16 protein-coding genes are annotated in these 12364 nt (G+C 68.5%); 7 read left to right on the forward strand and 9 right to left on the reverse strand.

What is annotated here, in order from left to right; genetic code table 11:
* Positions 1-53 precede the first annotated feature (53 nt).
* On the reverse strand, positions 54-1148 hold the full coding sequence (locus APY03_RS12155; protein ID WP_068677125.1) for a response regulator: 1095 nt from the start codon (positions 1146-1148) through the stop codon (positions 54-56).
* A gap of 149 nt (positions 1149-1297) precedes the next feature.
* Between APY03_RS12155 and APY03_RS12160 the strand changes: the two genes are divergently transcribed.
* Positions 1298-2140 carry a plasmid replication/partition related protein gene (locus tag APY03_RS12160; protein WP_068677126.1) on the forward strand — a complete coding sequence of 281 codons (843 nt, stop codon included), beginning with the start codon at positions 1298-1300 and terminating at the stop codon, positions 2138-2140.
* 14 nt (positions 2141-2154) lie between these two features.
* On the opposite strand, the gene APY03_RS12165 is transcribed toward APY03_RS12160, so the two are convergent.
* The 4 genes from APY03_RS12165 to APY03_RS12180 all read right to left on the reverse strand — a co-directional run bounded on the left by APY03_RS12165 (position 2155) and on the right by APY03_RS12180 (position 4697).
* The gene (locus tag APY03_RS12165; protein WP_068677127.1) at positions 2155-2493 is read right to left on the reverse strand and encodes a hypothetical protein; all 339 of its coding nucleotides are present in this window, start codon (positions 2491-2493) and stop codon (positions 2155-2157) included.
* Positions 2494-2705: 212 nt separating this feature from the next.
* Positions 2706-3335, reverse strand: a complete 630-nt coding sequence (locus APY03_RS12170) for an ATP-dependent Clp protease proteolytic subunit (protein ID WP_269475637.1) — start codon at positions 3333-3335, stop codon at positions 2706-2708.
* A 312-nt stretch (positions 3336-3647) separates the two neighbouring features.
* Positions 3648-4073: an arsenate reductase (glutaredoxin) gene (gene arsC / locus APY03_RS12175; protein WP_068677130.1), complete on the reverse strand. Its 426-nt coding sequence runs from the start codon at positions 4071-4073 to the stop codon at positions 3648-3650.
* Between the two features lie 162 nt (positions 4074-4235).
* On the reverse strand, positions 4236-4697 hold the full coding sequence (locus APY03_RS12180; protein ID WP_068677131.1) for a hypothetical protein: 462 nt from the start codon (positions 4695-4697) through the stop codon (positions 4236-4238).
* Between the two features lie 216 nt (positions 4698-4913).
* On the opposite strand from APY03_RS12180, the gene APY03_RS12185 reads away from it, so the two are divergent.
* Both APY03_RS12185 and APY03_RS12190 read left to right on the forward strand, forming a co-directional pair.
* Positions 4914-5336, forward strand: a complete 423-nt coding sequence (locus APY03_RS12185) for a CopG family transcriptional regulator (protein WP_068677132.1) — start codon at positions 4914-4916, stop codon at positions 5334-5336.
* A 22-nt stretch (positions 5337-5358) separates the two neighbouring features.
* Positions 5359-6435 carry an extracellular catalytic domain type 1 short-chain-length polyhydroxyalkanoate depolymerase gene (locus tag APY03_RS12190; RefSeq protein WP_068677134.1) on the forward strand — a complete coding sequence of 359 codons (1077 nt, stop codon included), beginning with the start codon at positions 5359-5361 and terminating at the stop codon, positions 6433-6435.
* A 56-nt stretch (positions 6436-6491) separates the two neighbouring features.
* On the opposite strand, the gene APY03_RS12195 is transcribed toward APY03_RS12190, so the two are convergent.
* Entirely contained in the window at positions 6492-6719 is a 228-nt protein-coding gene (locus APY03_RS12195; protein ID WP_068677140.1) for a hypothetical protein, read from the reverse strand.
* 88 nt (positions 6720-6807) lie between these two features.
* A complete protein-coding gene (locus APY03_RS12200) occupies positions 6808-7650 on the reverse strand; it encodes an ATP-binding protein (RefSeq protein ID WP_068677144.1) in 843 nt (280 codons plus the stop codon).
* A 266-nt stretch (positions 7651-7916) separates the two neighbouring features.
* Between APY03_RS12200 and APY03_RS12205 the strand changes: the two genes are divergently transcribed.
* A complete protein-coding gene (locus tag APY03_RS12205; RefSeq protein WP_146039281.1) occupies positions 7917-8402 on the forward strand; it encodes a PAS domain-containing protein in 486 nt (161 codons plus the stop codon).
* 31 nt (positions 8403-8433) lie between these two features.
* Here the strand turns inward: APY03_RS12205 and APY03_RS12210 are convergent, their stop codons facing one another.
* Positions 8434-8910: a C40 family peptidase gene (locus APY03_RS12210; RefSeq protein WP_068677149.1), complete on the reverse strand. Its 477-nt coding sequence runs from the start codon at positions 8908-8910 to the stop codon at positions 8434-8436.
* Positions 8911-8929: 19 nt separating this feature from the next.
* Positions 8930-9856: a LysR family transcriptional regulator gene (locus APY03_RS41390; RefSeq protein ID WP_068677151.1), complete on the reverse strand. Its 927-nt coding sequence runs from the start codon at positions 9854-9856 to the stop codon at positions 8930-8932.
* 137 nt (positions 9857-9993) lie between these two features.
* Between APY03_RS41390 and APY03_RS12220 the strand changes: the two genes are divergently transcribed.
* From APY03_RS12220 to APY03_RS12230, 3 genes are read left to right on the forward strand one after another with little or no spacing between them, the layout of a single operon-like run.
* A complete protein-coding gene (locus tag APY03_RS12220) occupies positions 9994-10971 on the forward strand; it encodes a Bug family tripartite tricarboxylate transporter substrate binding protein (RefSeq protein ID WP_068677153.1) in 978 nt (325 codons plus the stop codon).
* 56 nt (positions 10972-11027) lie between these two features.
* Positions 11028-11522, forward strand: a complete 495-nt coding sequence (locus tag APY03_RS12225) for a hypothetical protein (protein WP_068677155.1) — start codon at positions 11028-11030, stop codon at positions 11520-11522.
* On the forward strand, positions 11519-12238 hold the full coding sequence (locus tag APY03_RS12230; RefSeq protein WP_068677157.1) for an alpha/beta hydrolase: 720 nt from the start codon (positions 11519-11521) through the stop codon (positions 12236-12238). The genes APY03_RS12225 and APY03_RS12230 overlap by 4 nt, the downstream gene beginning before the upstream one ends.
* The last annotated feature ends 126 nt before the right edge of the window (positions 12239-12364 follow it).

The raw sequence follows: 12364 nt of genomic DNA on the forward strand, positions 1-12364 counted from the left end.
GCGCGGGTCTGCGCGGCGCGCAAGCCCGCAAGCCGCCTGCGAACCGATGATCCTCAGCGCGCGCTGCCGTCGCGCGCGGGCGCGAGCGCGGCCGCGACGCGCAACACCTTCTCGAGCTGCTCCACCGTGTAGGGCTTCTGCAGCCAGAAGGTGCCGGGCGCGAGCCGCGGCGGCCGCGGCAGGCCAGTCGCGAAGATCACCGGAAAGCCGCCTTGCCGATGCAGCTTCTGGGCGAGCTCGAGCCCGGAGAGGGCGGGCAGATTGATGTCCGCCATCAGGACGTCGAAGGCACCGTCGAGAAAGCGGCTGATCGCCACTTCAGCGCTCTTCACCCCCGTGGCCCAGTGGCCCAGCGTCCGCAGCAGCTCGAGCGTGACGGCCAGCATGTCGGGATCGTCCTCCACCACCAGGATGCGCAGCTTCCGTGTCGATGCCGGCACGCGGACGGCGGCGGTGCCGCTGCTCAACTCGGCGCGCCGCTGCGCGATCCAGTCGAACAGGCAAAGCCGGAATTCCGCATCCCACGCCGGATGGGAGAGGGCATGGTCCGCGCATTCCAGCATCCGCACCTGCAGCGAGCGCGCCCGCGCGAAGGCTGCCGCGTAGTTCTCGATGACGGGGCGAGGCACCGTGTCGTCGCTGCCCGAGCCGACCAGCAGCACATCGCCCCGGAAACCGGCACAGGCGGCCAGCGCGCGGTTGTCCTCGGCGCGCAGCCGCAGCAGCCGGTAGGCAGCCAGGTCTTCCTTGTCGAGCTCCTCCTTGGGCGTCGTCCAGCCAATGTCGCGATAGAGCGCCGGGGAGCGCAGCGCGAGCCAGCGCACCGGACGCAGGGCACTCGCGAAAGCGGCCAGGTAGCCGCCATAGCTGACCGCCACCATGCCGATCGCGTCGCGATCGACCTCCGGCTCGGCGGCCAGCGCGTCGTACGCCGCCAGCACATCCTCCAGGTTGTCCTCGCGCGTCACCGCCGCCCGCTCGGCCGGCGACCATCCCTCGTTCGGCAGGTCGACCAGCCGGCAGGCCCAGCCCTGTGCGCAGAGGTCGCCCGCCAGCGCGCGGTAGCGCTCGCGGTGGTCATCGTCCCACCCGGGCACCAGCAGCGCGCCGGGCTTGCGAGCGGTGGTCGATGATGCCGGGCTGTCCATGGTGATGGTCTGTTGTCGACGAGGCAGGCTGGAAGATGCCGTCGCATCGGCCTGCGCCCCGTCAGCAGCGACCGCGTGCAGGTGCCCGCCGATGGCTCGGTGCCGCGTCTCTACAATGCGGGCCCTTTCCTGCCCCTGATTCGCGCGCCATGGACATCGTCGTCAACGAAGAACTCAAAGCCTATATCGACCCGTTGACGCCGCAGGAGTACGAAGCGCTGGAGCGCAGCCTGCTGGCCGAAGGCTGCCGCGATGCGCTGGTGCTGTGGGGCGACGTGCTGGTGGACGGCCACAATCGCTACGGCATCTGCCGCAAGCACGGCCTGCCTTTCCAGACGGTGCAGAACGCGCGATTCCGCTCCCTCGAGGACGTGCACCTCTGGATGATCGACCAGCACCTGGGCCGCCGCAGCATCTCCGACTTCCAGCGCGGCGTGCTGGCGCTGCGCAAGAAGGAGATCGTGGCCGAGCGGCGCGCCCGCGCGGCCAGCCCCGCGCCTGCCTCGGACACATCCCCGAGCGCCGCGCCCGCCGAAATCGCGTACAGTGCCGTGTCGCCCGCCGCGCTCGACAGCCGCGAGGCCGTTGCCAAGGCGGCACGGCTGAGCAGCAGCCAGGTGGTGATGATCGAGAAGATCCGCAAGCAGGCCGCGCCCGAGCTGGTGGCCGCCGTCAAGTCCGGCGCCATCTCCATCAACGCCGCGGCCGCGGTTGCCACCCTGCCGGCCGAGGAACAGGTCGCCGCCGCGGTCGCCGGCAAGGACGAGCTCAAGCAGGCCGCCAAGCGCGTGCGCGAATCGAAGCGCAAGCCGCGCGACGAGTCGGCCGCCGAGCCGCAGGAGGGCGCGCACCCCGGAGATGACGAACTCCGTGCCCTGCGCCATCGCGTGGCCGAACTCACGGCCGAGAACGAGTCGCTGCGCCGGCAGCTGGCCGCCCTGCAGGCGTCGAGCGACGCGACGGAGAAGGTGGAGCTGCCCGCACCCTTCTAGGAGCGCAGGCGCGGCTAGTAGCGGATCGTCACGCCCGCCTTGATGCCCTTGTTGTCCCTTCCGTCCGTATGCGCGCCGGCGGAGAAGGAGACATCGCCGCCCGTGCTGGCGCCCAGCGAGTAGTTCGGCCGCGCGCCCGAGGTGTCCATTCCGCCGTAGAGACCGCTGCCGTCCTTGCGCTGCACGCCCAGCGTCCCGCCGTTCGCGGTCGCCGCCTTCTCGGTCGGGGACAAGTTGGGACTGACGTAGATCGATCCGTCGTCGTTGCTCTCGATGGGGAGCTTCGGGGTTTGTGCAAGGGCGGCCGCGCAGCAAGCGGCAAGGGCGAGCGATGTCAGAAGGGGCTTGTTCATCAAGACAGGGGCAAGGCGTCTGGCAAACGAACGACCTTATCGAAGGCTGCGAGGCAGGACAAGCGTTCCGGCCGCGATGCGATGATCTCCGTCGCTGCAGTGCGGCTTCAAGGAGACAGAAGTGTTTTCACATGTATTCGTGAGCGTGACCGATCTCGATCGCGCCCTGGGGTTCCATGGGCCCGCGATGGACAGCGTAGCGGCAGCGGCCCTCAGCCGCTCAGCTCGCTCTTGCGCTCGATGATGCGCGACACCAGCCCGTACTCCACGGCCTCTTGCGCCGACAGCCATCGGTCGCGTTCGATGTCGGTCATCACCGCCTCGAAGGACTTGCCGGTCTCGCGCGCGATCGTCCTGGCGATGCGCTCGCGGGCCTTGATGATCTCCTGAGCGTGGATCGCGATATCGCTCGCCGGTCCGCCGGCGCCGCCGCTGGGCTGGTGGATCAGGAAGCGCGTGTTCGGCAGGCAGAAGCGCCGCTCGCGCGGCACGGCCAGGTACAGGTGCGTGGCCGCGCTGCCCACCCAGCCGGTGCCGATCATGCGCACCGGGGCCGCGATGAAGCGCACCACGTCGTGGATCGTGTCGCCCGACTCCAGGTGCCCGCCCGGCGAGCTGACCAGGATGTCGATGGGCGCGTCGCTGTCGGCGTCGAGTGCGATCAGGCGGCGCGTCACGTCGCGGGCCGAGGCGTCGGTGATCGCGCCGAAGATCAGCAGCGTGCGCGACTTGAAGGCCTTTTCCTCGAGGTAGGAACTGCTGCGCGGCTCGCCCGCCGGGGTGTCCGGTGCGTCTTCAGGGGTTTCCATGTCGTGTTGCTCCTTGACGGGATGAGTTGCCATGACGAACAGGCAGCTTACCCCCGCATCGCGCCGCGGGTGGCGCCATGCGGGTCGAACCTTCGCATGGCATCGCGTGAATGTGGGATCGCCATGACGCGCGCAACTGCCCACAATCCACCCCAAGGGATCGAGCATCTCGCCAGGCTGTCACACATCGATCCCCGCACGCGCCTCCGCCCTCGGTTCGCGTGCTGCTCAGGGAGCCGGAAAGAAGCGCTGCAAGGCATCGGCCCTTCGGGCCGGGCGCTTCCTCCGGAAAGAAGTGGCCTGCGGCGACGGCGTGGCCTTGCACGTCGTCGCACCCCGCGCGCCTCAGCGCGTGCGGCGCGCCCCGCTGTCCTCGATGGGCTCGCCATCTTCCTTGGTGAAGGGCGCGATCCTGCCCACGGGCAGGATCTCCAGCACCTCTTCCGAAGGACGGCAGAGCTTGGTGCCCAGGGGTGTCGCGACGATCGGGCGGTTCATCAGGATCGGGTGCTGCGCGATGAAGTCGAGCAGCTCGTCGTCGCTCCATTTCGGGTTGCCGAGGTCCAGCTCCGCGTAGGGCGTTCCCTTTTCGCGCAGCAGCGCGCGCAGCGGCTGGCCCGTGGCGGCCGCGATCTCGCGCATCCGCTCGCGGCTGGGCGGCGTCTTCAGGTATTCGATGACCGTGGGCTCGATGCCCGCGTGACGCAGGAGCGCGAGCGTGTTGCGCGAGGTGCCGCAGGAGGGGTTGTGATAGATGGTGACTTCGGACATGGGGATTCTCGAACAGTGAATGAATGCGGCGCCTGGGCAATGCCTATGGTGCCCACGGCGCCCGTGTCCTCGATCATGCCCTCGTGATGTGACGAAAGCGCGCAAGCACAAGAGAAGAGCCCGCGACGCGCGAGCGCCGCGGGCTCTTCCTTTTTTCTTCGCTTACTTTCTCACGCCGATCGCGCCCGAGCCGCCGGCATTGGCGCCGCCGCCGAGGGCCGGCACCGCACCGCTCACCGCATTCGTGGCGCCGCCTGCTGCATTGGTGGCGCCGCCGACCGCGCTGGTCGCGCCCTGCACCCCGCCGCTCAGCGTGGAGCCGACACCACCCACCGTGCTGCCTAGGGTGCTCGTCGGCGTGCTGCTGGTGCCGGTGTCGGCACCAGCAGTCGCACCGGCCCGCGTCTGTGCGGACCCGCCGGCACGGTTGCCGCGCTGCTGGCGCTGTTGCTGTTGGGGTGCCGCCGCTGCGTCGCCCGATGCATTGACGTCCGCCTGCACGCCCACGCCGACCCCGACCTTCGGTGTCTGCACGGTCTGCGCGTTGGCGGCGAACCCGCCGGCGGCCAGCAGGCCCGCGAGCAGGGTGCGGAGAGCGATTCGGTTCGGGTGTTGTTGCTTCATGTGTGACGGTCCCTTTCGTTGATGAATGGTCACTGACAGAGAGAACAGAACCGGCTTGGGCCCGGTCCCGGGGGGACCATAGGGACGCGCCCGTGGCGCGCCGTGTGGGGAACCGGCGCTGGCAGGCGTGGGAGCTGGCCGTCGGCGAGATAGGGAACTCATGCGTTGCAGTTTTTTGCGCTTGCACCATCCACTTGGATGGTGATAGGATGGCAAATGCCTCGAAAAAGCGCTTCCCTCTCGGCCTCGTCCAGGCCGGCCGACGAAAAGATCACCATCAACGTCGGTTGCGTGGACCTCGGCCAGATCGACCTGTTGGTGCAGGAGGGCTTCTATGCCAATCGCACCGATCTCATCCGCACCGCGATCCGCAACCAGCTGGCCACGCAGGTCGACGTCGTTCGCCAGGTCGTGGCGAGCAAGTCGCTGGTGCTTGGAATCCAGCATTACGACGCCGCCGCCCTCCAGGCCATTCAAGCAGCCGGACAGAAATTGCAGATACGCGTGCTCGGCCTGGCCGTGATCGCGGCCGATGTGACGCCGGCGCTCGCGCTTGCCGCCATCGAATCCATCACGGTGCTGGGCGCGCTCCACGCGAGCCCCGCCGTCAAGGCGGCACTGGCCGCCCGCATCCGCTGATGCATCAACCCCAAGGACCCCGATGAACTTTGACCTCAAGCACCTGATGACAGAAGCAACCCGGCTGACCCGCGCCGGAGACTTGCAGGCAGCCACTGCCGCGATCCAGGCCGCGCTGCGCGGGCTCGAACCAGCTCGGCCGACGACCCGGGAAGCCGGCGACGTGATCGACGTGGAGGCCAGGCAACTGCCCGCGCGTCCGGCGGCCGACATCGTCGACGAGGCGCCCGCGGCCTACGACGATGTCTCCCTTCCCGGCCGCTTCATCGCCGGCAGCTTTGCCGACGCGGCCAGCCGCCGCGACTACAAGCTCTACATCCCCCCCGAGGCCGGCCGGCGTGCGCTGCCGCTGGTCGTGATGCTGCACGGCTGCACCCAGGACCCCGATGATTTCGCGGCCGGCACGGCGATGAACGCAGCCGCACTGGCGCACGGCTTCTTCGTGCTGTATCCGGCGCAGTCGCGCCGCGCCAATCCCCAGGCGTGCTGGAACTGGTTCAAGCACAGCCACCAGAAGCGCGGTCGTGGGGAGCCGGCGCTCCTGGCAGGAATGACGCAGGCGGTGATGGCGCAATACGCAATCGATCCGGAGCGCATCTACGTCGCTGGGCTGTCCGCGGGCGGCGCGATGGCGGCGATCCTCGGCGATGCCTATCCCGATCTGTACGCGGCCGTTGGCGTCCACTCCGGGCTGGCGGCCGGTGTTGCATCCGACCTGCCGGCCGCGTTGATGGCGATGAAGCAAGGAGGTGTCGTGCGAAGCGGCGCCTCCAGCGGCATGCCCACCATCGTCTTCCATGGCGATGCCGATGCGACCGTGCATGCGAGCAATGGCGAACAGGTCATCGCGGCCAGCGTCGGGAATACGACGACGATCGAGGTCCAGCATCTGAGCGCCAACGGCGCCCGCGCCTCGACGCGCCGCTTGCACCGGTCGGCCGACGGCCGGGTCGTTGCCGAGCACTGGACGGTGCACGGCGCCCCGCATGCGTGGGCGGGCGGCAGCGCCAAGGGTTCCTACACCGATGTTCGAGGGCCGGATGCGAGCGCGGAGATGCTGCGCTTCTTCTTCGAGCACCCGCGCACTCCCGTGCATTGAGCTGCACCTGGGGCCCGCACATCTGCGAAGGCCCTTTCAGACAGCCTGAGCACGTCCTAGTCGATCCAGGGGCCTCCCAGCATGGACTGGATATAGGCGGCGACCTTCACCAGGTCCTCGTCGGACATCGGGATCGGCGGTGCGTCGACAAGGTGCTTCGTGACCATGTGCAGCTTTGCCGCTGCATTGGGCTGCTCGTGGAGGAGAACCGCGATCGCCGTGGTCTGGGCGACCGCTCGCAATTCGAGCGCACGGAGTCGCGCATCGACTTCTTCCATTTCCATTGGGCCTTCCTCCCTGGGGCAAGTTGAGGAAACCCGATTCTGCTTCCAAAAGCCGGCACGTCATGCCGCGACCGGGGACGCCGGGAGGTCACTCCGAAATGCCATGAGCCTGCTCCTTCTCACCAACAGGGCGTTGAAAGCGCGGGCCATTCAAAAGGGGCGTGCGGTCCATCGCGATTGCCATGCCTGCACGCTCGACGCTGTTTCGAGGGTTCACGTGTTGCCTCCCGCCGCTGTCGGATCGCGCTTCATCAGGGTGCTCGACAGTGGGCAGCTTCAACGTCACCGTCGTGCCGTGTCCGACGATGGACGACATGACCATGCGCCCGCCCGACTGCGCCGCAAATCCTGCTACCGCGGGCAATCCCATGCCCGAGAGCGGCGAGTCCTCCTTCGTGGTGAAGAACGGTGTCGCGGCCCTGCGCAGAACGGCAGCGCTCATTCCCGTCCCTGTGTCGGCAATATCGAGCGACGTTTCTTCCGTGCAGCTGTTCCGGTCGACCGAGGCGCTCAATAGCAGACGGCCTCCTTCGGGCATGGCGAAACTCGCGTTCAGGGCGAGTTGAACCAAGGCTTCATGCAGTGCATCTCTGTCGACACACCAGGGGAGGCACTCCTCGTCGGCCTGGACCAGGACGTTGATGCGTACGTCAAGGCTGTGCCGAAGGAGGTCGGCGAACGAGCAGAGGAACGGCAGCACCTCTACGCGAGCGGGCTTCAGGACCTGGCGGCCGGCAAATGAGAGCAACTCGGCGACCAACTGGTCACCCTTGCGAAGAACGGACGGCGCTCGCCCCTCGAGTGAATCCGCGCGAACATTCTCGGCGCCTTCGAGCGAATCGCGCAGTTTCGCAAGCATTTCGGCCAATGCCGTGGCCGCCCCGGCGGCGATTTCGCCGCCCAGGCTGGATGAAACGGGATGTATGGACATGAGGCTCTCCGGTGCAGCCTCCAAAAAGGGCGTTGAAAGGGCACCATCATCCTCCGTTTGCGTGCAGGGAGCGCAGGGCGGCCTTGCGCTCGCTACGAGGGCAGGCGCCCAACCTTTGAGCCAGGTCAAGGCTTTGAAGTTTGAAAGGGCGCCAAATAGCCGCGTCCTCAGAAGGACGGCGGCCCAAGAAGCTCTGGCAACCGAGGCGAAATGGACCAGCGAGCGAGGTCAAGTCCATTGCCAACCTGTCTAGTGAGGTGAACGCCGTGCGGTACGCCAATGAAGATGTAGCAACGGACCCTGTATGGGCAATCCTCAACGAGGTGCCGTCGATGCTCGCCTATTGGGACAGCAGCCTGTTGTGCAGGTTCGCGAACCGGGCCTACGAGCGCTGGTTTGGAGTCAAGGGTTCGAGCCTCTTCGACACATCGATCCAAGACCTGCTGGGGCCTGAGTTGTTTGCTGCGAACGAACCGTTCATTCGTGCCGCGCTGCGAGGCGTGCCGCAGGAATTCGAACGCCTCGTCCCGCATCCCGACGGAACGTTGAGGCCGAGCCTGGCTCGCTACCTTCCACATGTTGTGAATGGAAAGGTGCTCGGATTCGTGGTCGAGGTGACAGAGGTCACCAGCCTCCACGAGGAGAGGGAACAACTCAGACGCCGCGTCGAAGACCTCGAACGGCAGAATGCATCGCTGTCGAGGAGCCAGGAAGCCTTGCGTCTTGCGCTGGCAGCCATGGGATCCCCTTGAAAGCATCGCCGACGGGCGGTCGTTCCCCGGCTCAGGGCCGCCGTACGTCCACCCGCTGGCGGGACCAGTAGGCCCCGTCGAGCCGGTCCAGCCGCACCTCGCCGCCCGTGGAAGGCGCATGGACGAACCGGTTCTCGCCCACGTAGATGCCCGCGTGCGTAGGCCGGCTGCCGCCGAACACCACCAGGTCCCCCGTTCGCAGGTCGTTGCGCGGTATCGAGTTCCCGAAAGCGGCGAGTTGCGCCACGCTGCGTGGCGTTGCCAGTCCGGCACTGTGGCGATACACGAAGCCGATCAGCCCGCTGCAATCGAAGCCGCCATCGACCGTGTTGCCCCCGTACCGGTAGGGCGTGCCCACCAGTCCCATGGCGTGGATGGCCGCATCCCTCGATTGCTCGGCGGAAACCAGCGATGGCCGCGAGCCGCCGGGCGCCGGGGGCGGCGTGGTGCTGCACGCGGCGAGCAGCAGGCAGGTCCACAGGACTGTCGATCTACGCAGGGTCAGCATGGCCCAGGATGGTAGTTGCTCAGGCCGTGCCCGTGCTGCGCGCGACGATCTCGAACTGCTGGCGCAGCCAGCGATGGGCGGGGTTGTGGTGCTTGCGCTCGTGCCAGAACATCGAGGTGCTCACGTCCTCCAGCGGCACCGGCGGTTCGAGCACCTGCAGCTGCCAGACCGCCGCGAAGTGCCGGGCAATGCGCTCGGGCAGCGTGGCCAGCAGGTCCGACTGCGCGACCAAGCCCGGCGAGACCAGGGTGGAGGACACCCGCGCGCCGATGGTCCGCACCAGCCCCGCGCGTTCCAGCGCCTCGTCGACCACCGCCTCGAGCGTCGATCCTCCTGTTCCGCCTAGCGCATAGAACACGTGCGGGTAACCCACGTACAGCGCCCGGCTCAGCCGGCCCTGCACTTCGGGATGCCCTGCCGCGGCGATGACCCGCATGGGCTGGCGCATGAGCGGCGTGAAGCGCAGCCCCGGCGGTGCATTGCGGATGAAGGCGACCAGCAGGTCGATGCTGCCCTCCTCGAGGTCGTGGCGCACGCGCGCCAGGTCAGGGGGCTGTACCGTGAGCTGCACGGAGGGCGCGAGCCGCCGCACCTGCGCGATCAGCGAAGGCATCAGCAGGTATCCCAGCGTCTCGCTCGCGGCGATGCGGAAGCGTTCGGTCGCGGTGGCCGGATCGAAGTCCGCACGATCGGCCACGGCCTGGTCGACCAGGTCGAGCGCCTGCTGGAACTGGTCTGCCAGCTGCCGGGCGCGCTGCGTGGTCACCATGCCTTTTTCGGTGCGCACCAGCAGCGGGTCGGCGAACAAGGTGCGCAATCGCGCCAGCGTCGCGCTCATCGCAGGCTGCGTGATGCCCATGCGCTCGGCCGCGCGCGTCACGTGGCCCTCGGCCACCAGCGCGACCAGGCAACGCAGCAGGTAGACGTCGAGATGGCGGGCTTGCATCGCCTGCGGATTATCGGCGTGCCTGCATGGCCGTCCGGGTCGCCATACGGGCGGCGGCATGTCCGCATGCCAGGCCGGACATGGCGGGCGCGCGCGCTGCTGACCAAAATGGCCGCAACCCCGAAGGAGACAACACGATGAAGACATTCGCCATTCGCGCAGTGCTGGCCGCCAGCCTGCTCGCCCCCGGCCAGGCGGCGCTCGCGCAGGAGGCCGGCGACTACCCCTCCAAGCCCGTGCGCATCGTGTTCGGGTTCCCGGCCGGCAGCGCGACCGATGTGGCGGCGCGGCGCGTGGCCGCCAAGCTCAGCGCCGAGCTGGGCCAGTCCTTCTACGTCGAGAACCGCCCCGGCGCGAACGGCAACATCGGCGGCGAGGCCGCAGCCAAGGCGCGTCCCGACGGCTATACGCTGCTGGCCGCGACCATCAGCGAGATGGCCATCAACAAGCCGACCGGCATTCGCATGAGCTACGACCCGGCCAAGGACTTCATCCCGGTCGGCCTGCTGTTCACCAGCAACCCGGTGCTGGTGGCGAGCAACGCGTCCGGGCTCGAGACCGTGCCCCAGCTCGTCGCACGCGCCAAGGCGCGGCCCGGCCAGGTGAACTGGGCGGCAGTCAACGCATTCCAGCAGGTGTTCGTCGCTTCGTTCGAGAAGGCCGCGGGCGTGAAGCTCAACGTCGTTCCCTACAAGGGCACCGCCTTCGCGATGACCGACGTGATCGGCGGCCAGCTCGACGGCATGGTGGGCTACCCGGCCGAAGCCATGGCCCACACCTCGGCCGGTCGAGCCAAGGCGCTGGGCCTGGGCGGCACGCAGCGCAACGCGTACATGCCCGACACGCCCACGCTGGGCGAGCTCGGCTATGCCGACATGGACCTGATCGCGTGGGGCGGCCTCTTCGCGCCCGCGGGCACGCCGCCCGCCATCGTCGACAAGCTCAACCGCGCGATCCGCAACGCCAACGCCACGCCCGACGTGCGCGAGGCGCTGGCCAAGACGGGCTCGGAAGCCAAGCCCTACACCGCCGGCCAGTTCGCCGCCTTCGTGCGCAACGAGATCTCGCGCTGGGACAAGCTCGTGCGCGAGACCGGCGTGAAGATCGGCGAATGAGCGCGTCGCCGGCCCCGTCCTGCATTTTTCCAACCCATCCAGAAGAAATCCGACCCATGACCGCCGTCCCCAAGACCTACGAGATGCCCATCCGGGAGCTGACCCCGCAGCAGATGCAGTCCCGCGTGGCCCGTTTCAAGAACCTGCGCTACCCGCCCGACCGCTACCCCGACAGCCAGCTGCCGGGCCATGTGCGGCGCAACTATCTCGTCATCGGGCGGGGTCTCGTCGTCGAGGGGGGCAAGGACCCGATGTCGGCGATCGCCATCGACGAGGGCTTCCAGATGTCGTACGTCGAGGCCGAACCCGGCAACGGCCCGAAGCTGCACAACCACGACACCAACGAGACCTTCGTCGCGATCAAGGGCCGCTGGCGCGTCATCTGGGGCCTGGACGAGGAGCACTCGGTCGACCTCGACCCGCTGGACGTCTGCTCGATGCCGGCCTACACGCCGCGCCGCTTCATCAACCTCGAGCCCGGCGAAGGCAGCACCCAGGGCCTGCTGCTCGCGGTGCAGCCGGGCAACGCGCCCAACTGCGAGTTCATGTGAGCGGCGCGTCGGATGGCATCGCGTGCGAGGTCGTGCGCACGATGCGCCGCGGCGTGCCGCTGGCGATCTGGCACCCCGCGGGCCTCGACGCGCCGCGGCCGCTCGTGCTGATCGGCCACGGCGGCGCCGGCCACAAGACCGCTTCGGCGGTCGAGCGCGTGGCGCATGCCGTGGCCCGGCAGGCCGGCTTCGTGGCCGCGGCGATCGATGGCCCCGTGCACGGCGAACGCGCGCCGGCGGGCGAGGGCGCCGAGGCCGTGCGCGACCGCTTCCGCATGCTGTGGGCAGCCGGCGGCAGCGTGGAGCCCATGGTGGCCGACTGGACCGATGCGCTCGATGACCTGTGCGCGATGCCCTTCGTCGATGCCGAGGCGATCGGCTGGTACGGCCTCTCGATGGGCACGGCCTACGGCCTGCCCGCGGTCGGCCGCACGCCGCGCGTGCGCTGCGCCGTGCTCGGGCTCTGGGGCGACTGCCGCCCGCGCGCCGACGAGATCCTGCAGCAGGCCGCGGCCGTGCGCGTGCCCGTGCTGTTCCAGGCGAAGCCCGATGACGAGATCATCACGATCGCGGGTGCGCGCGCTGTCTTCGCAGCACTCGGCTCGGCCGACAAGCGCCTCACGCTGCACCCGGGGCGACACATCGAGATCGGCGAGGCGCAGCTTGCGGAGGCGGTGGATTTCCTGCGGTGCCAACTGCAGCGCGTGGCTGCATGAGACATCCGGTGTCTGCCTCCGACAGGGCTTTGCTGGGGGAGGATGTTGTTGGCTTTGGGGGCCTGTTCTGGCGTTGCGCTTTTGTTGAGGCCGGAGCCGGGGCGTCGTCCCGGCAGCCGAGTCACT

The organism is Variovorax sp. WDL1 (assembly GCF_001541225.1).
Lineage (GTDB): Bacteria > Pseudomonadota > Gammaproteobacteria > Burkholderiales > Burkholderiaceae_C > Variovorax.